General features: G+C 33.0%; 19 protein-coding genes. 3 read left to right on the top strand and 16 right to left on the bottom strand.

Translation table 11 applies throughout. From position 1 onward, the window contains the following. The first annotated feature begins 140 nt into the window (after positions 1 to 140). Positions 141 to 425 (top strand): TM1266 family iron-only hydrogenase system putative regulator, encoded by a 285-nt coding sequence (locus IAI10_RS00485; protein ID WP_315671339.1) that lies wholly within the window; start codon positions 141 to 143, stop codon positions 423 to 425. A 23-nt stretch (positions 426 to 448) separates the two neighbouring features. Continuing rightward, positions 449 to 1,867 carry a [FeFe] hydrogenase H-cluster radical SAM maturase HydG gene (hydG, locus tag IAI10_RS00480; RefSeq protein ID WP_315671338.1) on the top strand — a complete coding sequence of 473 codons (1,419 nt, stop codon included), beginning with the start codon at positions 449 to 451 and terminating at the stop codon, positions 1,865 to 1,867. Between the two features lie 164 nt (positions 1,868 to 2,031). On the opposite strand, the gene IAI10_RS00475 is transcribed toward hydG, so the two are convergent. From IAI10_RS00475 to IAI10_RS00400, 16 genes are all read right to left on the bottom strand, one after another. Next, positions 2,032 to 2,592 (bottom strand): rubrerythrin family protein, encoded by a 561-nt coding sequence (locus tag IAI10_RS00475; RefSeq protein ID WP_315671337.1) that lies wholly within the window; start codon positions 2,590 to 2,592, stop codon positions 2,032 to 2,034. A 142-nt stretch (positions 2,593 to 2,734) separates the two neighbouring features. Continuing rightward, complete coding sequence (locus tag IAI10_RS00470; RefSeq protein ID WP_396334326.1) at positions 2,735 to 3,685, bottom strand: HoxN/HupN/NixA family nickel/cobalt transporter; 951 nt, start codon at positions 3,683 to 3,685, stop codon at positions 2,735 to 2,737. An 86-nt stretch (positions 3,686 to 3,771) separates the two neighbouring features. Beyond that, positions 3,772 to 4,518 carry a nickel pincer cofactor biosynthesis protein LarB gene (larB, locus tag IAI10_RS00465; RefSeq protein ID WP_315671336.1) on the bottom strand — a complete coding sequence of 249 codons (747 nt, stop codon included), beginning with the start codon at positions 4,516 to 4,518 and terminating at the stop codon, positions 3,772 to 3,774. A gap of 41 nt (positions 4,519 to 4,559) precedes the next feature. Beyond that, entirely contained in the window at positions 4,560 to 5,402 is an 843-nt protein-coding gene (gene larE / locus IAI10_RS00460; protein ID WP_315671335.1) for an ATP-dependent sacrificial sulfur transferase LarE, read from the bottom strand. A gap of 14 nt (positions 5,403 to 5,416) precedes the next feature. Continuing rightward, positions 5,417 to 6,676, bottom strand: a complete 1,260-nt coding sequence (gene larC, locus IAI10_RS00455) for a nickel pincer cofactor biosynthesis protein LarC (RefSeq protein ID WP_315671334.1) — start codon at positions 6,674 to 6,676, stop codon at positions 5,417 to 5,419. A gap of 54 nt (positions 6,677 to 6,730) precedes the next feature. Further along, on the bottom strand, positions 6,731 to 7,873 hold the full coding sequence (locus IAI10_RS00450) for an aldo/keto reductase (RefSeq protein WP_315671333.1): 1,143 nt from the start codon (positions 7,871 to 7,873) through the stop codon (positions 6,731 to 6,733). 217 nt (positions 7,874 to 8,090) lie between these two features. Further along, a complete protein-coding gene (locus IAI10_RS00445) occupies positions 8,091 to 8,501 on the bottom strand; it encodes a MerR family transcriptional regulator (protein WP_315671332.1) in 411 nt (136 codons plus the stop codon). A gap of 631 nt (positions 8,502 to 9,132) precedes the next feature. Next, the gene (locus IAI10_RS00440; RefSeq protein WP_315671331.1) at positions 9,133 to 9,594 is read right to left on the bottom strand and encodes a ribonuclease H-like YkuK family protein; all 462 of its coding nucleotides are present in this window, start codon (positions 9,592 to 9,594) and stop codon (positions 9,133 to 9,135) included. Between the two features lie 119 nt (positions 9,595 to 9,713). Next, positions 9,714 to 11,060 carry an MATE family efflux transporter gene (locus tag IAI10_RS00435; protein ID WP_315671572.1) on the bottom strand — a complete coding sequence of 449 codons (1,347 nt, stop codon included), beginning with the start codon at positions 11,058 to 11,060 and terminating at the stop codon, positions 9,714 to 9,716. Between the two features lie 155 nt (positions 11,061 to 11,215). After that, entirely contained in the window at positions 11,216 to 13,294 is a 2,079-nt protein-coding gene (locus IAI10_RS00430) for a helix-turn-helix domain-containing protein (protein ID WP_315671330.1), read from the bottom strand. A 79-nt stretch (positions 13,295 to 13,373) separates the two neighbouring features. Then, entirely contained in the window at positions 13,374 to 15,392 is a 2,019-nt protein-coding gene (locus tag IAI10_RS00425; protein WP_315671329.1) for a Na+/H+ antiporter, read from the bottom strand. Positions 15,393 to 15,418: 26 nt separating this feature from the next. Beyond that, positions 15,419 to 16,450 carry a sugar diacid recognition domain-containing protein gene (locus tag IAI10_RS00420; RefSeq protein WP_315671328.1) on the bottom strand — a complete coding sequence of 344 codons (1,032 nt, stop codon included), beginning with the start codon at positions 16,448 to 16,450 and terminating at the stop codon, positions 15,419 to 15,421. A gap of 102 nt (positions 16,451 to 16,552) precedes the next feature. Beyond that, positions 16,553 to 17,692, bottom strand: a complete 1,140-nt coding sequence (locus IAI10_RS00415) for a glycerate kinase (protein ID WP_315671327.1) — start codon at positions 17,690 to 17,692, stop codon at positions 16,553 to 16,555. A gap of 20 nt (positions 17,693 to 17,712) precedes the next feature. Next, a complete protein-coding gene (locus IAI10_RS00410) occupies positions 17,713 to 18,999 on the bottom strand; it encodes a GntP family permease (protein ID WP_315671326.1) in 1,287 nt (428 codons plus the stop codon). Between the two features lie 206 nt (positions 19,000 to 19,205). Beyond that, positions 19,206 to 19,556 (bottom strand): cytochrome b5 domain-containing protein, encoded by a 351-nt coding sequence (locus tag IAI10_RS00405; RefSeq protein WP_315671325.1) that lies wholly within the window; start codon positions 19,554 to 19,556, stop codon positions 19,206 to 19,208. 71 nt (positions 19,557 to 19,627) lie between these two features. Continuing rightward, on the bottom strand, positions 19,628 to 19,915 hold the full coding sequence (locus IAI10_RS00400) for a GNAT family N-acetyltransferase (protein ID WP_315671324.1): 288 nt from the start codon (positions 19,913 to 19,915) through the stop codon (positions 19,628 to 19,630). Between the two features lie 276 nt (positions 19,916 to 20,191). Here IAI10_RS00400 and IAI10_RS00395 point away from each other — a divergent pair, with 276 nt between their 5' ends. Next, positions 20,192 to 20,530 (top strand): P-II family nitrogen regulator, encoded by a 339-nt coding sequence (locus tag IAI10_RS00395; protein ID WP_315671323.1) that lies wholly within the window; start codon positions 20,192 to 20,194, stop codon positions 20,528 to 20,530. The last annotated feature ends 16 nt before the right edge of the window (positions 20,531 to 20,546 follow it).

Genomic DNA, 20,546 nt, shown 5'->3' with positions numbered 1-20,546 from the left:
AAGGGTTTGTCCCAAATGAGAAGGCGAAAGTATAGTGATGTTTTAAAGCATAGCTTTTAAGATGTGCTTTTGTTGTGTTCTTTACTGCTCTTGTGCCTTGTGGTGCAAGAATTTTTTATTTAGAGAGGATTTTTAAAGCCATGGAAACAAGAATCGCCCAAATAGGAATTATTGTTGAAAACAGAGATGTGGTACAAAAACTTAATTCTATCCTGCATGATTATGGTGAATATATCGTAGGAAGAATGGGAATTCCCTACCACAAGCGTAATATTTCTGTAATTAGTATCATCGTTGATGCACCTATGGACGTTATTAGTGCTTTGTCTGGAAAGCTTGGAATGTTGCCTTATGTGAACACTAAAACAGTTTATTCCAAAATATCAAAGGACTCAGAGAAGGAATCTACAGACCAAATTAAATAAATTTTAAATGAGGTGTAAAGCTTATGTATAATGTGAAATCTAAAGTTGCTACGGAGTTTATAGATGATGAAGAGATTTTAGAAACTCTTGCTTACGCTGAAAAAAACAAACACAATCGTGAGCTAATCTCCAGCTTAATAGAAAGAGCTAAGGACTGCAAAGGACTAACTCACAAGGAAGCTGCAGTATTGCTAGAATGCGATTTGGAAGAAGAAAATGAAAAAATATATAAATTAGCTAAGGAAATTAAGCAGAGATTTTATGGCAATAGAATAGTTATGTTTGCTCCATTATATCTTTCAAACTATTGTATAAACGGCTGTGTATATTGTCCTTATCACTATAAAAATAAACATATCAGCCGTAAAAAGCTAACTCAAGAAGATATAAAACGTGAAGTTATTGCTCTTCAGGATATGGGCCATAAACGTTTAGCCTTGGAAACTGGAGAAGATCCAATAAACAATCCAATTGAATACGTGCTTGAGAGCATAAAAACAATTTACAGCATAAAACATAAGAACGGAGCAATAAGACGTGTAAATGTAAATATAGCTGCTACTACTGTTGAGAATTATAGAAAGCTAAAAGAAGCAGGTATCGGTACTTATATACTTTTCCAAGAAACTTATAATAAGAAAAATTATGAAGAATTACATCCAACTGGTCCAAAGCATGACTATGCTTACCATACTGAAGCTATGGATAGAGCTATGGAAGGCGGCATAGATGATGTGGGTATAGGTGTATTGTTCGGATTAAACATGTACAAGTATGATTTTGTTGGTCTTCTAATGCACGCAGAGCATTTAGAAGCTGCTATGGGTGTTGGACCACATACTATAAGTGTACCAAGAATACGTCCTGCAGATGACATAGATCCTGCTAATTTCTCCAATGCTATCTCAGATGATATATTCGCAAAAATAGTAGCAATAATAAGAATAGCTGTACCATATACAGGCATGATAGTTTCTACAAGAGAATCTAAGTCTACTCGTGAAAAAGTTCTCGAATTAGGTGTTTCTCAAATAAGCGGAGCTTCTTCCACTAGTGTGGGCGGTTACAGTGAAAAGGAAGATGAAGATGATAACTCAGCTCAATTTGACGTAAATGATAATAGAACTCTAGATGAAATCGTAAATTGGCTTATGAAACTTGGCTATATTCCAAGCTTCTGTACCGCTTGCTATCGTGAAGGGCGTACTGGAGACAGATTCATGAGTCTAGTTAAATCAGGCCAGATTGCAAACTGCTGTCAGCCAAATGCATTAATGACTTTAAATGAATATCTAGAAGACTATGCTTCTGAAGATACTAAGGTTCATGGAAAAGACCTTATTAATAAAGAAATCGAGAATATACCAAACGAAAAGGTTCGTTCCATAGCTAAAGAACATTTAACTGAAATGAAAGATGGAAAAAGAGATTTTCGTTTCTAAGCTCCAATGTGAATTAATGCTATACTGATTTAAGAAAAGAGCCTAAATTAAAAGCGTGTAATTGGTTTTCTATACAAATTAGCAAAACTAATTACACGTTTTTATTACCTAGTATTAATTACAAAAATGCTTATAAAGCATATAAAAAATCATCATCTTCTTCTCTATTTAGCAAAAGCTTTAAACTTGTCTTTGCTGGCACCACACACTGGACATTTCTCTACTGTATCTCCAATTTCTGTGAAGCCGCATACTGGGCATATATAGATAGTATCATCCTGTATATCCTTTCCACCTTTTGCTGATTCCTGTGCAGTAGTAAACAATTTTGCATGTATTTTTTCTGCTTCCAAAGCATAATGAAAGGATCTCTGAGCATCTTTTTCTTGCTGAAATTTAGCTGTTTCTATATATACAGGATACATTTGCTCCACTTCATGAAGTTCTCCATCAATGGCTCCTTGAAGATTTTGAACAATATTGGTAAGTCCAAAAACAGCTCCAGCTGCTACTGTATTATCTCCAACTTGATCTTTTAGCACATTAAAATGATTAGTAGCATGAACCTGTTCAGCATAAGCTACGGCATCAAAAAGTCTTCCTATATTAGGATATCCATCCTTTCTAGCTGCATCACCCCAAATAAGATATCTCATATGAGCCATACTTTCTCCACCATAAGCTGAACGTAAAAAATCTGCTGTCATTGCATTTGATACTGCCATTTAAAACACTCCTTTAATATAATTCTAATAAATATATTATTATACATATATTTAATAATATGCGTTTAAAATGAAAAAGTCAGAAAACTCATTTTTAGAGCATTCCGACTTCTCAATTGGTATAATTTAATTTTATTTTACTCTAGGCACTTTCTAAATGAAGAGTTTTCCATATAACATAGGAAGCCGCCCACAACACCACAAATAGAGCTACTAATAAATATCCAATATTAGCCAAATTCAATCCGGTTATCCATGCCCATATTCCGCTGTTCAAGCCTAACTTAGGGGCGATTATCTGAGTCAATTCTATGATTCCTATAAATAATGCCACTACCACAGATATACCTGTCACAGACAAATTATAATATATCTTTCTAAGCGGTGTTGAAAAGGCCCAGTTATATGCAGTGGTCATAAATATACCATCTGCAGTATCCATAAGGCTCATTCCTGCCGCAAATATGATTGGCAGTGATATTATTAAGCTTGGAGGAATAGACTGAGTAGCTGCATTAGCTGAAATAGCCAGAAGAGTTACTTCAGAAGCTGTATCAAAGCCAAGTCCAAATAGGAAGCCCAGCGGATATACATGCCAGCTTTTATTGATGAATTTATAAAGTTTTCCTCCAAAACGAGAAATAAAACCTCTGCTTAATAGTAATTTATCTAAATGGTCCTCATTAAATTTTCCCCGTCTCATGTCTATAAATATTCTGTATATATCAACCCATATATATAAATTAAGTATGCCTATAAGCACAAGAAAGGCTCCTGATACAGATGCTCCTATTACACTTCCTACATCCTTTATGGCTGGTATGTTTACCTCAGCCCAGCTCATAGCAAAGGTAGTTATTACAGCCATAATAAATACTACAGATGAATGTCCCATAGAAAAGAAAAACCCTACTCCTGTAGGATCTTTCTTTTGCTGCACCAATTTTCTTACAGTATTATCTATAGCTGCAATATGATCTGCATCAAAAGCATGTCTTAATCCCAGAGTATATACCAGTAAAGCCATACCAAAAATTTGGGGATATTGGTGCGCATTAATTAACAACAGAGCTATTCCTATAACATGAAGCAAAAATACCACAATAGCATAATTAAGCCAACTGCGTTTTTTATATATCCTATTAATTTGTAATCCCCTCCCCGTAAGCAAAAATATATTTATAACTTATTTATCATACTAGCATTATACGCCGCACCAAATCCATTGTCTATATTTACCACACTGATTCCATTGGCACAGCTGTTCAGCATAGATAAAAGTGCTGCAAGTCCATTGAAATTTGCTCCATAGCCTACACTAGTAGGAACTGCTATAACTGGCTTATCTACAAGTCCTCCTATAACGCTGGCGAGAGCTCCTTCCATTCCTGCAATAACTATTACTACCTTTGCCCCTCTTATCACATCAAGTCTTGCAAACAATCTATGTATGCCGGCAACACCTACATCTACAATTTTTTCAACCCTGTTTCCCATTATCATGGCAGTTTCAGCTGCCTCTTCTACCACTGGAAGGTCAGAGGTTCCAGCTGAAATTATGGCAATATAACTATCTGTAAGTTTAGTTTCTCTTCTTTTGATGGTTATGGTTCTAGCAAGCTTATTATAGCTTGCTTCACTGCATACTTCTCTTACTGACTGAAACATTTCTTCACTGGCCCTTGTAGCTAAAATATTATCATCCTTAGTAAGCATAAATTCTACAATACTCTTTACTTGCTCCACAGTTTTTCCGGAGCAATATATAACTTCTGGATACCCTGTTCGTATTTCCCTATGATTATCTATATTAGCAAAACCTAAGTCCTTAAAGGGCAAATCTTCTATTTCCTTTGCCGCAGCTTCTATATCTACTTTATTATTTTTTACATCCTCCAGCAAATTTTTTATATCAGATTTATTCATCTTTCCCGTTGCCTCCTGCAATCTACCCTAAACAAGGCACATTATTTATTATTTAGTGTAAGCTTAAACTTATCCTCTTCCTTCAGCACTTCATTCATGCTTCCTGTTCTATATCCTAATATATCTAAGGTTACATAGGTAAATCCTATATTTTTGAACTTATCTCCTATTTCATCCATAATTTTAATGCTGAAGAATTTTTCTCTTTCCTCAGGGGAAACTTCTATTCTGGCTATATCTCCATGATGCCTTACCCTAACCTGCCTTATTCCCATATCAAGAAGAAACTGCTCTGCCTCTTCTATCATTTTTAGCTTAGGAAGAGTTATCTTATTTCCATAGGGAACTCTTGAAGATAAGCAGGCAAAAGAAGGCTTGTTCCAAGTTGGAAGTCCTAGCTTCTTAGACAATTCCCTAATATCATTTTTAGTTAATCCTGCCTGCTTAAGAGGACTTACTACCCCTAATTCCTTAGCAGCCTGCATTCCAGGTCTATAATCCCCTGTATCATCTAAATTGGAACCATCAAAAATATATTCTGCTCCGTTATCTTTAGCAACAGCTTTTATTTTTGTAAAAAGTTCCTTCTTGCAATAATAGCATCTATTGGTAGGATTATTAGCAAAGCCGTCTATATCAAGCTCTTCCGAAGAAATGATAATGTGCTTTACTCCCATATCCTTTGCATATTTTATAGCTTCCTTTAATTCTCTTTCCGGGTAAGTAGAGGAGGTCGCCGTAACTGCTATTAATTTATCACCTAATACTTCGTGAGCCACTTTTATAAGAAAAGTACTGTCCACTCCACCTGAAAATGCCACAGCAGCACTTTCCTTTTCTTTTATTATATCTTTAAGACATTGAAATTTTTCATCAAGCAACATTCCTTTTCCCCCTATTAATCTATATTTAAATTTTCTTCTATTAGCCTATTTACTTCTCTATATACTTTTGAGATTGGTAAATTATTTTCTGCAGCTATTTTTTTGCAGTCTTCATACTCTGCTTTGTATTTTACAAGCTTGCCCTCATAATAAGAATTTTTAATCTTCACCTCTCCATAAGGAGTTTTTATGTTTTTAAATTCTCTATTAAGCATTATTTTGCCCACATTAAATTTTCTCACTCCCAAGGAAGTAGTCTCTTTAAAAATAACATCCAAGACTTCTTTTTCCTTACTTCCTTTTACTAAAACACTTAATTTTATTCCTGGTCTTCCCTTTTTCATTATAATAGGGGTTTTAAATACATCTAAAGCTCCCTTTTCAAACAATTTTTCTTCAGTATAACTATATAATTCTGGATTCATATCATCTATATTTGTTTCAAGAAGATATTGCTCCTCTCTTTCTTCCTGCTTGTTTTCTTCACCTAAATATACCCTTAAAACATTTGGTATATCCAAATCTCTAGTACCAAGTCCATAACCTATCTTTTCTATCTTAAATTCTATCTTATCAGTAAATTCCTGAACATTTTCTGCCAAGATAGCAGCTCCTGTAGGTGTAGTGGTTTCAAAGGGCACTATGCCTGATTTGATAGGAATATCTTTCAAAATTTTCACTGTAGCAGGTGCAGGTACAGGTATAAGTCCATGAGCACATTTTACAAATCCGCCACCTACCTGAACAGTGGATGCCATAATTCTGTCTACCTTTAAATAGTCTATTGCTATAGCAGCTCCGACAATATCTATGATGGAGTCTATAGCACCTACCTCATGAAAATGTACTTCCTCTATAGGTTTTCCATGGACCTCTGCTTCAGCCAACGCTATTTTCATAAAAATATCTAAACTCAATTTTTTTACTACATCGCTTAAGTTGCTTCCATTTATAATATTTTCAATATCATTTAAATTTCTGTGTTCACCATGATGAACATGCTCCTCTTTTTCATGAGTGTGATGTTCCTCATGAAGGTGTTCATGAGAATGATTTTCTTCATGATTATGTTCATGTTTTAATATAACATCAAATTTAGTACCGGTTATTCCATTTTTCATAGATTTATTAATTTTAATTTCATATTCAGAAGATAGATTAAGCTTCCCTATTTCTCTTAATAAATATTCTTTGTCCACTCCTAAATCTATCAATGCTGCTATATTCATATCACCGCTTATTCCGCAAAAACAATCGTAATATAGTACTCTCATATAATTCTTCTCCATCATTTTTATTAGGCTCTGCCAAATAGCAGAGCCTTAGCTTTATACAAATAATTCTTTAATATCATTTAAATGCTTGCGTATAGAAATTCCTTGTGGACAGTGAGTTTCACATTTTCCACACTTAACGCAATTGGATGCATTCTGTTCTTTTGGAATCCAACTGTAGGATTCATCTCCTGGGAACATGCTATGGTTGTTATAGGCACTAAAGCATCTTGGAATATTAACTCCTGCTGGACATGGCATACAATATGCGCAAGCTGTACAGTTTACCTTCACTTTGCTATTAATAGCATTTCTTGCTTCTTTCACTATTGCAAGTTCTCTTTCTGTTAAGGAATTAGGCTCTGTTTCACTAGCAGCTTTTATGTTTTCTATAATTTGCTCTAAAGTATTCATTCCGCTTAGGACTACCTTTACTTCAGGATGATTCCATACCCATTTTAATGCCCATTCAGCTGGAGTTCTCTTTATATCTGCCTTTTCAAAAGCTTCTTTCGCCTCATTAGGAAGGTTGTTCGCTAACTTTCCTCCTCTAATTGGCTCCATTATTGTAACTCCAAGACCTCTTTCAGCAGCATACTCCAATCCTTCTGTTCCTGCTTGGAAATTTTCATCCATATAATTGTATTGGATTTGGCAGAAGGACCAATCATAATAATCTACTATTTCTTTGAAAACCTCTAATTTATCATGAAAGGAAAATCCAGCATATTTTATCCTGCCATCTTTTATAGCTGAATCTAAAAATTCATCTATACCATTAGCTTTAAGTCTATCCCAATCATTCCTATTTAGTGCATGTACTAAATAAAAATCTATGTGATCTGTTTCTAGTCTTTCTAATTGTTCATTTAAGTATTTGTCCATATCTTCTCTTGATTTTATAAGCCAGCTAGGAAGCTTAGTTGCTAATTTAACTTTTTCTCGGTAACCATCCTTTAATGCCTTTCCAACAAAAGGTTCACTGGCACCTCCGCCCTTAGTCATACCATTTCCGTGGTATGGATAAGCTGTATCAATGTAATTTACTCCATTGTCTATGGCATATCTAACTAATTCCATAGCTTTTTCTTCATCGATTTTTGATGGGTCTCCTCCTGGAAGAATAGGAAGCCTCATACATCCAAAGCCTAAAGTAGAAACCATTTCATTTGTCTTACCGAATTTTCTGTACAACATGTTAATTTCCTCCTCTAAATAAAATCGTATTCAGATTTCTCCACTTTAAATAAGCATACTTCTCCTTATTTAAAGCGAATTTTAATTTATATATATGAAAAAATATTACACCTTATAGTACACTCTAAGTCAATACGTTAAATATAATTTTTTTTAAAGAAAAAGAGCAGTTTACTCCACTCTTATATATTTTTTGCTACAGCTATTAAATTGGAATTTATCTTACAAAAGAAGCTTTGCATTTTGAATTACAGCATCTTATGTTCCTATCCTTTATAAGACCATTATAGTGATTAAGTTTCTTGTTAATCATATCTAGATGATTATTCATCTCTTCAATCTTTTTTTCAGTTATAGCTCTCTGGGTAAGAATTATTTCTCTTCTAAGCTCTAATGTGTTATCTCCTTCTGTAGAAAGTTTTATAAAATTTTTGATTTTAGCTATGGACATTCCTGTTCTGCGCAAGCAGCATATTAGGTTTATCCATTCTATATTATTCTCACTAAATAATCTCACTCCATGTTCATCTCTCTGTACGTCTAAAAGAAGCCCTTCTTTTTCATAATATCTTATGGTATACTCAGTTAAATTAAATTTTTCCGCAACCTGTTTAATTGTATATTCCATAAAAACAACTCCCATTTATATATTGCGTTTTTAACTATATTATTTATAGCTACATATATATTTTAAATGGTTAAAGTTTTTATGTCTACACTTAAATATTATGCTATGTTTTAAAAGGATGTTGATAAAGGCGTTTTTCGTCTAGCATGGTTTCTTTCAGAATCCATGTAAGTAACTCTAAGGGCTGCTTTGTTATAATTGGCTACCAATTTTATTGCGCCATCCATGGCGCTAAAATTGCTTTGCCCGTCCTGGGCAAAATTACGCCAATTATAAGTCGCAATCCCTAAGAGTTTCTAGAACTTAAACGATAATATCAACATTTTAAAACATAGCCTCCCGAACTGAGGCCACTGAAAAAGTCCCCATATTTTTTGCACAAATTGTTTGGTAAAATAAGTAAGGCGTCAGAAGGCCTTCTAATAGCCTTGTAACAACTTTTTAGACATAAATCACCTGCGAAAATATACAAATATATCTAAATTAGTAATATTTTTTAGTTTTTCAGTGGCCTCCCCGAACTGAAGGAAGTTTTAAATCAGTGTAAAAATCAACACTGATTTAAAACAGAGCCAAATATTATCAAAAATCTTTATAGGCAAAAATGATGAGATAACTGTCAAGTTACTCATCACTTAGAATATTTATTTGCTATGGAAGACGCTGCGTAAGAATCAGGTTTTGTCATGCAGGTAAAGCCGCAGGAATTTACCCAGCTCACAATTTCAGATATAAGCTTTCCGCTCTCACCATTATCTCCAGCATCCACATGTATGCTTATCTCATAATTTAAATTGTTCTCATTAAATTTTTTAAGAAGTTTATCCGCCAGTTCTATGCTTAAACTAGTTTCGTAGAAAATTTTCTGCCTCACATTGGTTATCTTATTTACCTTCTTTATGTCGTAAAAGAAAATCCCTCCATGGCCTACATTCCAAATAGCTACTACTACAACTACCTTGGTGATATCATAGTTTTGAGAGTCAGTACCTACGGTTATCTTAAATTCCTGTCCTTTGCTTTTTAGCATATAATCACATATTAATTTATACATTCCCTGAAAAGTAACTTCACCATAACTAATGCTCCTCATAAAATAACTCCTTTTACTTAAAATAGCTTTTTGAAACTATATTCAGGCTTTTAAATCACAAGAGTACAATTATATTATAATTTATAAATGTTACGTTTATTTTATGAAAATATGAAGATTTATTTATAAATATATGCTAATTTTTCTCCATTTATTTCTTTACTAATGAAATAAACGGATGATAAGAAGGATATGATATCTGATACAGGATATGCAAACCACGCTCCAATGGTTCCAAACATCTGCACCAATACTATAGCTGCTGGTATAAAAATAACAAGCTGCCTGTATATTGAAAAGAAAAATGACAATTTTGCTTCTTCTATAGCTTGATAATAATATATAGCCACATAATATATGCCTATGACCGGAATTACTGATATACATATCCTAAAAGCTAATACAGCTTCCTTCAATATATCTGCATCAGTTAAAAAGAAGCCTATTATAGAATTTGCAAATATCATAAATAAAACCCAAAGTGTTGAGGACGTAATAGTAACCGCTGCTACCGTGATTTTTAGCACTTCTTTTATTTTATCATATTTGGAAGCTCCATAATTATAAGCAACTATAGGCTGCATGGCTGAGCTTATTCCTATTATTGTAACATACATAAACATTGAAATTCTCGTAATAGCTCCAACTACGACTATTGCACTATCTCCACCGTTTCTATTTAGAAGATTATTTAATATAACCGAAACGATAGCATCCGATATTTCTATTATAAAAGTAGATAGTCCAACAGAAATTATACTAAATATAGTCTTTGAACTATATAAACTTATTATACCCTTATAACTAAATTTTATATTAAAAATGCTTTTTATTTTTACAAATTTATATATTGAATATAAAAATGCGGCAAATTGCGATACCACTGTAGAAACAGCCGATGCCCAGACACCAAATCCAAATAACACAATTAATATATAATTCATTACAATGTTTATAGCTACACCCAAAAGATTTGAATACAAAGTCATCTTTGTATTTCCTAAGGCATTCATTATATAACATAATACAGTAGACATACATTGAAATATTCCGCCAATAATTATTATGGATATATAAGAATTAGCGAAGCCATATATAGCTCTACTAGCTCCTAAATACATTATAATATTTCTCTTAAATACCATGACTATGACAGTTACAGCTAAAATAAAAACAATTCCTAATATCAGCGAATTAACTATTGTTCTTTTTATACTTTCTATATTTTTCTCACCTAAATATCTGGCAACATGAGTGGAAGCTCCCACAGATATGAGCATAGCTATGGCTATTATAAGTCTTTGAATAGGGAAAGCTACCGTAAGCCCTCCTATAGCTTCTGTTCCTATATATCTTCCCACAAATATGGTATCTACCATATTGTATAATTCTAATACTAGAAGTGATATAACTGCTGGAAGCGCAAATTTAAATAAAGTTTTTCCAACCTTTGTGTCATCAAATATTTTATTAGTTACCCCATTGGTTTCCCCTCCTTAATACCTATACATTAATTATAGGTCAGTTATACTAAGTCTTAAACTCATCAAACTGCTTAAGTAAAGGTACTTATAGGAGGTACTTATTTTTCTTAAACTTCCAGAAATAACACAAAAACACCTTATAAAAGGTGTTTTTGTACTTCTTTAATCACTATTAAGGTTGCTCCATATCCCGTTAATTTCACCTTTAAATTTAACACTGTGCTCTTCTTTGCAAATTTAAACTCTATCTTAGGAAAAGAGGCCTTGTGAATAATCTCTTTTTCCTCCTTGCTGAGTCTGGTTGGCTTACCCATGTTCACCCAGTAATTATATGAAGAGCCTACTTCCTCATCTATTAGATAGGAAGTTATTCTCACTGCTGAAGGTAGCTGCATTATATTTAAAGAAAATTTCTTTTCCGTAGAATTTTTAAGTCCCCTGAGCTTTGATTTGCTTTTTAGTTCTATAAGGCTGGAAATCTCATCATTATAACTGTAGATAAGTATTTGATACTCTCCATCCTTCTTGGTAACTATATAACCTTTATCCTTTTCAACTATGTTATCTCCTAACTTATTAAGAAGATAGTAAGCATAAAAAGAAGACTTCTTTATTCCTTTATCATTTATAAGACCTGGGTAGCCGAAGAAAACCTCGTTAGTTAATTTTATTTGCCTGTCTAAAACATCAAAAGCCCTCAAAAATCCTTGTCTGGAGGACTCTGATAATTCATTTTCAATCAAAAACGGTAACATATATGAGGTATCATATACGGGTTCTATTCTTAAAGAAGCATCAAAGTACTCCTCTAGTACTTCAAACTCCTTTTCTCTTAAATCATTGCTTACGATATTTTTAAATTTCTCAGAACAATCTACAGCAAATTGAAATTTTATATCATGATAATTTATAGTATCAAGCTTTGAAAAAAACTCCTGGAAAACTTGCAGTACTATTAAAAATTCCTCTGGATCAAAGCTTTTATCTTCTAATACTATAAGCGGCCTTAACCCTATTTCACTTAGATATTCAAATACCGATACCATCCTGTTCCAATTGTAAAAATGCGTTCCATTAAATATGCCCATATCCTGCGAAAACACATTTAAAAGCCTTGCATAATTGAAACCTATTTCCTGCTGAAGCTCACTAAAAATTTGTTTATTTTCCTCCAGCAATAGGTCAAAGGCATCTCCTACATTTATTATTTCTTTAAACTTTTTATGAAACTCTCCCAATTCTCCACTTGCATCAATATTTATCTTGTTGATTTTATTTTCAAATTTGAATCTATCATAATCCTCTAAATAATATACCAGATAGTTTAAAGCTTCACCAAGGTCATGAAATTCTATTTGCTTCTGCTTTTCATAGGTTTCCTCATCTACCTTGTACTTCTTTCTGAAATTTAAGGGTGAAACCTTATAATAAAATTTAAAATTTTTATTATAGTATCTGGCGTGAGAAAAGCCTACCTCATCAGAAATTTCAGAAATAGTTTTTTCAGTATCCAAGAGAAGTTTTACAGATTCATCCACTCTAGTTAAATTAATAAGTTCTGTGAAACTGTAACCAGTGGCATACTTTATTTCATGGGATAAATAGTGAGTGCTTAAAAATTCTTTATCAGCAATATCCTGCAGCGTTATATTATTGTTGTAATTATTAAATATATATTTAGCTATCCTGTGATACCTTTCTAATTGTTCATCATTTTCCTTTAACTCTTCCTGTTCAAACATAAGATAGTGAAAATTATTTATAAGATGATATAAAAGATCCACCAAAGAATTTTCTATTTCTTCATCATAGTTATCATTTTGCTGCACTAATTCGCAAAGTATTATGCTTAGAAAAGTTCTAAGTTCATCATATTCTTCGCTTTCCTGAATTCCATCTTCCGAGGTATTAGTGTAGAAGGACATATTTTCTATATCATTAAAATATTTTTCGAAAAAGTACGGATCTATATGAAAAATTAATATTTTATTGTTTTTATCCTTAGAAAATATTCTATGTGCCTCTTCCACATTTATTATTTCCACTTCATTTTCCACCAGCTCATAGGTTCCGCTGTTTATACTCACGTAAACTTTTCCCTTTAGTACATATAAGATTTCAATGCAATTATTCCAGTGAATAGGGTACTCCTTTATCGTCATAAACTCTGCATAAACCGGTAATTTACCTGAAAAATCTATATATTCTCTTCTCATTTAATTCCATCCCCAAGCATATTTACATCTTTAAATAAAAATTATACCATTTAAGTTTTCTATATTGCAAAATCTCATTCTAATATAATTCTTCTTCTATAGCTGTTGCTTCCATATAGTTTATAAATTGCTTCAATTTATTGGCGGTTTCGCGGGTGATTATATTATTTTCAATAAGAGACTGTATATGGTTTCTTTGTGCCTGAAAAGCTTTGAATTGTAAATCCGTTTTATACTTATTTACATTTTGGTTATTATTTATAGCTTTATTTTTATCAAGTTTTCTTATTATTTCATTATAATGATTGATTACATCCAAGGATGCTTTTTTGTTTTCTTCATTAATCTGAGCTTTAATAGCCTTTATAGCTGCCTTTGAAGTCAAAATTTTGATAGCTTTAATTTCCTCTATATTTATGCACTCAGTCCTTAATTTTTTATAAATGAATCTTTTTAAAAACTTTTTTAAGTAAGCTACTTTATCTAAAATTTGCAATATCATAGGTTTAGACAAATGCTCTTCAATAGTATTAATAAACTGTTCTATTTTTTCCATAGTGTACATGGAACATTTTCTTTCCTCAGCCAGTCTTCTTATCTCTTCATGTTCAGCTTTTAACCCTATAGCAAATATATCTCTTTCCATTTTTCTGTCCTGCACTGTCAGATTGAATTCTTCTCCCTGCTCTAAAGCATTATTTCTAATCTTTTCATAATTTGATATTAAGAATATTGCTGCCTCTCTGTTCTCATGATTCATTTCTTCCTTTATTAAATCTATAGCTGAATTTACAATGCTATTGAGCGCTTGTTGATTTGCTTTATCTGAATTTATTTTTTCATCTTCATCACCTGTTTTCACCAAAATTGGTAAAACAAAGCTTGCTATGATTATTGAAAACAGCATAACTCCCGCAGCAAGAAAAATTATCAAATCACGCTGAGGAAATAACCTTCCTCCTCCTAAATAAAAAGGAATGGACAATGCCGCTGAAAGAGTTACTGCTCCTCGTGCACCTGAAAGCGAAGTCAGTATGCATTGCATAAATTTTTCTTTTTTATTTCCTTTTTCATGCTTTTCATCCCATTTCTCATTCCAAAAAGCATACACCCATATAAATCTTATAAGCACCAAACTTAAACTTATAGCAATTATATATATGAACACCTTAAAATTGCTTATAGCTGTATTATTAAATACAACCTCCACCACCTTAGGAATCTGTAATCCTAAAATTAAAAATACAAGACCATTTACAATAAAAAGTAATACTGACCAAGTACTCTTAGAAACAAGCTTCAGTTTAGAAATCATTGGTTCAGAATAATCTGATTCTATAGACTGAACTATACCTCCAGATACCACCGCCAAAATTCCTGATACTCCTATCTCTTCAGAAGCTAAGTATATGATGAAAGGAGTTATCAACTGCATCAATACGTGAAAAGTGGCATCTTCCAGACCAAGTCTTCGAATAGATGCTCCTAGCTTTACAATAACAAAGGAAATAAGTGCACCGAAGAAAAATCCTCCCACCGCCATCATAAAGAAGCTTGCAGCAGCGCTAGTTATTGAAAAACTGCCTGTAACAGTAGCTGCTACTGCAAATTTGAAGGCTACTAATCCAGAGGCGTCGTTCATAAGTGCTTCTCCTTCCAAAAGTATTGTTATCTCTTTGGGAAGATGAATTCTTTGAGATAGTGAGCTCACTGTAACCGCATCTGTAGGAGACAAAATAGCTGCTAAAGCAAAACAGGCCGACAGAGGAATCTCTGGTATCATTAAATTTATGATATATCCTACCACTATGACACTTACAAATACTAATCCAAAAGCCATAAGCACTATAGGAATCCTTATCTTCCATAGCTCATCTCTAGATATCCTTTTTCCATCGTTATATATAAGCGGTGCAATAAACAATACCATAAACAATTCAGGTTCCAGTGGTATATGCATTCCTGTTGGTAAAACAGCTAGAATTATTCCCATTATAATCTGCACCAAGGGCACAGGAAAAAAAGGTATCAATCGGCTAATAATATTAGATAAAACAATGCCTATGAGGAGAATTAGTATAATTATAAATATTTCCATGTATTATCACTCCTTCTAAATTAATATTATAACCAAATGAGTCCGCAAAGAAGCTCAAATAATTCAAATAAATTTTTAGGATTTTTACCTGTTAATTGCTGAATTCTCTCAAGTCTATAATTCAATGTATTTCTATGTATATTAAGCCTGGAAGCCACATTTGTAATTTCTCCATTTTCCTCAATGTATGCCTGTATGGTTTCCATTAGCTCTAAGTTGTTTGCCGTTTTATCTAAATTTCTAAATATAGAAACTATGAATTCCTTATCATTATAGGATAGATGAATAAAAAACTTTAAGTCCTCATAATGATATATTTTCGAAAGAGGCTTAAGCTTCATTCCAATTTCTAAAGTCTTTTCAGCGTTTTCTATGGAGTATGATATAACTTTTTCTTTTCCTCCTATACTTACTTTATTAACCTCAGAGCATTCATTTAGTTCATTAATAATTTTTTTGTATTTATATTCATCTTCAATCAAAAATACTCTTTTATTATTATCCACATCAAAATTATGCGGATACTTTTTGCATATTTTTATTAATTCCTTAGAGTCCATATAGCTATTTACAAGAATTGCCGAATAGCCTTTGGCAATGTCAAATCCATAGGTTTCCGCACGTTTTGTGAATTCCAAGTCATATTCATTTTTTCTATGAGCCAGCTCATGATAAAACTTTTGCATATTAAGTCTTCTATCTTGAATTTCTTCATCCAATTTAGCCTGTTCTATTAAAAGTACGGCAGTTACGCGCACTAATTTTATAAATCTTTTAACTTCTTCTAATTCTCCAGTTATACCTATTACACCAATCACTTCATCATCTATTATTATAGGTTCATTAACTCCTGGTTTTACTCCCTTCTCTTCATGATGTATCACATTTAAAGATTTGCTATTTATGGCTTCCATGGCTCCCTCATGAATATTTCCTATACGAGCTAAATCCCCGCTTCCTATAATAATCCCCTTTTCGTTCATAACATTTATATTGTAAGGGATCACATTCATCATCTCTTTAACAATCTTTTGGGCAATATTTTTAGATAGTTTCAATTTTTTCACATCCTTTATATGATAGTATGAAAACTTCTCTATATTGTAAGAAGAACTGCTTCTATGAGATAAAAGCAGTTCTTCTTAATATTATATCTTATTTTAAAGTAAATTCATAAGTCTTATTATGTTTTCAGAAGTTTTTTCAATATTTTCTTTTCCATTTTCAAGAGCTTCCTCTAATGAAGTAACTCCTTGCATGATTCCAAATATGGCATCTATTTCATCATATAATTCTTCGATGTCATTTCCTATCCTTCCAGCAAGAGCAATCACAGGCTTGTTATACTTTTTAGCAATGGATGCCACACCAAAAGGCGTTTTTCCAAATTTAGTTTGAAAATCTATACTTCCTTCTCCCGTCCATACCATATCAGCATCTTTAACCTTGTTTTCCAGATCAGAATATTCAATTACCATATCGATTCCCTTTTTAAGCTTCCCATCTAAAAAAGCTACAAGTCCAGCTCCTAATCCGCCAGCTGCACCCGCTCCTGGAAGCTCAAGAACATCCTTGCCTAACTGATTCTTTATCACATTAGCATAGTGTGCCAAATTGCTGTCTAATGCTGATATCATTTCCTTGGTAGCACCCTTCTGCGGTCCAAATACATTAGATGCTCCTCTTTCACCACACAATGGATTTGTAACATCACAAGCTACCTCTACTTCTACCTCAGCTATTCTAGCATCTAAATCGCTTATATCAATGCTATGAAGTTTTTCAAGTTCTCCGCCTCCAAAGCCAAGTTCTTTTCCTTCTTCATCTAAAAGTCTTGCTCCAAGAGCTTGAATAACACCAGCACCTCCATCATTGGTAGCACTTCCTCCTATACCTATTAGAAGCTTTTTTATTCCCATATCTAAGCATGCCTTTATAAGCTGACCTGTACCATAAGTAGTTGTTATTAATGGATTTCTTTTTTCTTTAGGTACAAGCTGTATTCCACTGGCACTAGCCATTTCTAATATACCTATTTTTCCGTTTCCAAGGATGCCGTATTCTGCATCTACTTCATTTCCTAGGGGGCCTACAACCTTTAAGGAATATTTTCTTCCTCCTGTGGCATCTATAAGAGATTGCATGGTTCCCTCGCCGCCATCCGCCATAGGCACATGTATGCAGTTTATTTTATCATTAACTTTTTTTATTCCTTTTTCCATAGCTACACAAGCTTCTTTTGCAGTCATGCTTTCTTTAAAAGAATCAGGAGCTAATATTATATTTAAATTCTTTTTCATGATTACTCTCCTAACTATTCCTATTTTATAAATCCATATATAATTGTAGCAACTATTGCTATAGATCCTCCAACCATTGATTCATAAGGAATTAACTTCATACGTTCCTTTATATTCATTTTAACAGCATCTGCTGACGCATGAAAGAAGTTTCCATGTGGTAAATGGTCTATAACTACCGCGCCGGTATTTATCATAACTGCAGCACTTAAAGGCGCTACTCCCATAGATAATATTGCTTTTCCAAAGGTACCTGTAGCTACAATTGAACCTGTAGAAGTTGACGCTGTTGCTGCAGCCATTAGTATACTTGAAATAGGTGCTAAAAACACTCCTGAAATTCCAAGAGAATGTATTCCATTAACTACAACTTGACTTAAATCTGATTTGGAGATAACCCCAGCTATTGCACCAGCTCCAATTAATATCATCACAGTTCCCGTCATCTTATTTAAACCAGCTGTAGTATAGTCAATAATTTTCTTAACTTGTCCCATAGCTATAAGTCCTATAATTCCTGCAATAGGCAATATAAACATGGCATCTATTTTAAGATTTATTAAAAACTTTATATTAAGCATGCTGCCTATAGGGTTAAGGGCCAGCAATATTACTGCTACCACAGGAGCTATCATAGCAGCCTTAAAGCTAGGCTTCTTTTTGTCCTCCACATGAGCTGGTATTTCAGACTCTTTTATCAGTTCGCCCTTTTTACTAATTAATGTTGCTACAAAATAAGTAACTATTAATCCTACCACAGCAGGAATAACCCCCCCTATCATTACCTGAGCCAAATCAACATTAAAACCTTTTGCTGCTGCGATAGTATTAGGATTAGGTGATATGACATTACCAGCTTTTCCTCCTCCTATCATAGCCAAAAGTATGGATGACTTTGTTATTCCCACTTTTTTAGCTACTGGCAAAGCTATTGGCGCAACTATGATAACTGTAACTGGAATAAAAACTCCTACAGCGGTAATTATCATACTTGCTAGCGCAATTGCCAAAAGAACCTTTTTTTCTCCCATCTTTTCAACTATAGTTTCAGCAATCTTTTCAGCAGCTCCTGATTCAATTAGCACTCCCGCTAACACTCCAGCTGCTATAACACGCACTACAGCTCCCATAACACTATTGGTACCATCAATTATAACCTGAACTGTATTTGATAAGCTAGCTCCTCCTATTAGAGCCCCGATTATAGCTCCTGTAAACAACGAGTATACAGGATTTATTTTTCTCAAAATTAGTACTATTGCAATTATAAGTCCTATTATTGCTCCACTCCAATGAATCAACGCCATTACATTTTCTCTCCTTACTCAATTAAATTTTTCATTAGTCAAACATTAGGTAACGTTTACTTTAATTCAACATTAACAATGTTAATATATTTTAAACAGCCATTACATTGTTTACTTGATGATTTTTATTGTTCATTTGCACAAAGCACTAAATGGCATTAAAAAAGCTGATTTAAATATAGTCTCATTTAAATCAGCTTTATCTGTTATTTTAGAGTTCCAACTACCGGCAAGTCTTTCAAGACGCTGGCTCCGTGTGGTGATTGACCAATGGAATTAGTCAAATCAACTCCAGCCACCACTCCATTCTCATGCTTACCATTTTTCCATTTCCTAGCATTGGTAACATCATATACAATTCCATTCACTGCTACATATGCAGGGTTTCCATTCTCACCATTATATTTTTTTAATTCTTCTGCAGTAAAGGTTTTGTTGCCTGTGGTTGAATTTGATGCGGAGTTTTGATTACTTGATTTATTACTTGAACAGCTCAAAAATAAAATGGATGTACACATTACTATAAAGCAAACAACTGTTATTATAACTTTTTTCATTCTATCAGCCCTCTCAAATCTACTTATGTTTAATATTTCTTATATACTATTGTTAAATGGGTTGCCAAATTTTAAATGTACGTAACGTTATCTAACACGCTCAGATAGTCCTTGTGCTTAATAAATTCCTCCTTTGCAAAGCTGCAGACTGGTATCACTTTTTTGTTCTCTTCCTTTGCAAACTCTACCACCTTGCTTACAAGCTCCGATGCTATACCTTTCCCTCTCAAATCATGGGATACATAAGTATGATCTATAACTATAGTATCCCTATCCTTGTCTATAAAAGTTATTTCTGCTATTGCACTTTCTTCTGAATCACCTATATAAAATCTATTTGAACCTTTTTTTATATCCATATTTTTCATCTCTCCTTCCTATAAATTTAGTATATCCAAATTCACTGTTTAATAAAATTCTCTATACAATTTTATAAGATTATATATTTTTTAAATCTTCCATTGTAAATCATTAAAAATAAATATGAAAATGTATGAAAAAATTAAAATTCCTCATAAATTCAATGTAAATTTTATAAATTTGCAAAAATATTTTTTTAATTTATTTAAGTAAAATTTCTTTATTCATAATCCCTTATTATTATATTATTAAAATTAAAGGGGGCTGTAACAAATATGAAAAAACTCGAAATAATTTTAAGACCTGAAAAATTAGAAGACTTAAAACAAATACTAAATGAATTAAATGTTAAAGGCATGAGTGTTACGACAGTATTGGGCTGCGGAAATCAAAAAGGTGTCACAGAAAGATACAGGGGAACTGTAGTGAATGTTAATTTAATTCACAAGGTAAAGGTAGAAGTGGTTGTAGTAGATGAAATTGTAGACACACTTGTTACTAAAGTCAGGGAGGGAGTTTCAACAGGACATATAGGTGATGGAAAGATATTTATATACAATGTTGAAAATGCCATAAGAATAAGAACTGGTGAAACCGGAGATTCAGCTATATAGTTTTTTCATAAAATCA

The organism is Clostridium sp. 19966 (assembly GCF_032335695.1).
Lineage (GTDB): Bacteria > Bacillota > Clostridia > Clostridiales > Clostridiaceae > JACTOJ01.
This window is presented reverse-complemented; position numbering and strand designations above follow the sequence as displayed.

Coding starts and splice junctions, on each gene's coding strand:
- larB (WP_315671336.1), bottom strand. CDS start 4,518: ATGAATAAATCTGATATAAAAAATTTGCTGGAGGATGTAAAAAATAAT.
- IAI10_RS00415 (WP_315671327.1), bottom strand. CDS start 17,692: ATGAAAAAGAATTTAAATATAATATTAGCTCCTGATTCTTTTAAAGAA.
- IAI10_RS00440 (WP_315671331.1), bottom strand. CDS start 9,594: ATGAGGAGCATTAGTTATGGTGAAGTTACTTTTCAGGGAATGTATAAA.
- IAI10_RS00475 (WP_315671337.1), bottom strand. CDS start 2,592: ATGGCAGTATCAAATGCAATGACAGCAGATTTTTTACGTTCAGCTTAT.
- hydG (WP_315671338.1), top strand. CDS start 449: ATGTATAATGTGAAATCTAAAGTTGCTACGGAGTTTATAGATGATGAA.
- IAI10_RS00430 (WP_315671330.1), bottom strand. CDS start 13,294: ATGAGAAGAGAATATATAGATTTTTCAGGTAAATTACCGGTTTATGCA.
- IAI10_RS00410 (WP_315671326.1), bottom strand. CDS start 18,999: ATGGCGTTGATTCATTGGAGTGGAGCAATAATAGGACTTATAATTGCA.
- IAI10_RS00405 (WP_315671325.1), bottom strand. CDS start 19,556: ATGAAAAAAGTTATAATAACAGTTGTTTGCTTTATAGTAATGTGTACA.
- IAI10_RS00450 (WP_315671333.1), bottom strand. CDS start 7,873: ATGTTGTACAGAAAATTCGGTAAGACAAATGAAATGGTTTCTACTTTA.
- larE (WP_315671335.1), bottom strand. CDS start 5,402: ATGTTGCTTGATGAAAAATTTCAATGTCTTAAAGATATAATAAAAGAA.
- IAI10_RS00445 (WP_315671332.1), bottom strand. CDS start 8,501: ATGGAATATACAATTAAACAGGTTGCGGAAAAATTTAATTTAACTGAG.
- IAI10_RS00400 (WP_315671324.1), bottom strand. CDS start 19,915: ATGGATATAAAAAAAGGTTCAAATAGATTTTATATAGGTGATTCAGAA.
- IAI10_RS00485 (WP_315671339.1), top strand. CDS start 141: ATGGAAACAAGAATCGCCCAAATAGGAATTATTGTTGAAAACAGAGAT.
- IAI10_RS00395 (WP_315671323.1), top strand. CDS start 20,192: ATGAAAAAACTCGAAATAATTTTAAGACCTGAAAAATTAGAAGACTTA.
- IAI10_RS00425 (WP_315671329.1), bottom strand. CDS start 15,392: ATGGAAATATTTATAATTATACTAATTCTCCTCATAGGCATTGTTTTA.
- larC (WP_315671334.1), bottom strand. CDS start 6,676: ATGAGAGTACTATATTACGATTGTTTTTGCGGAATAAGCGGTGATATG.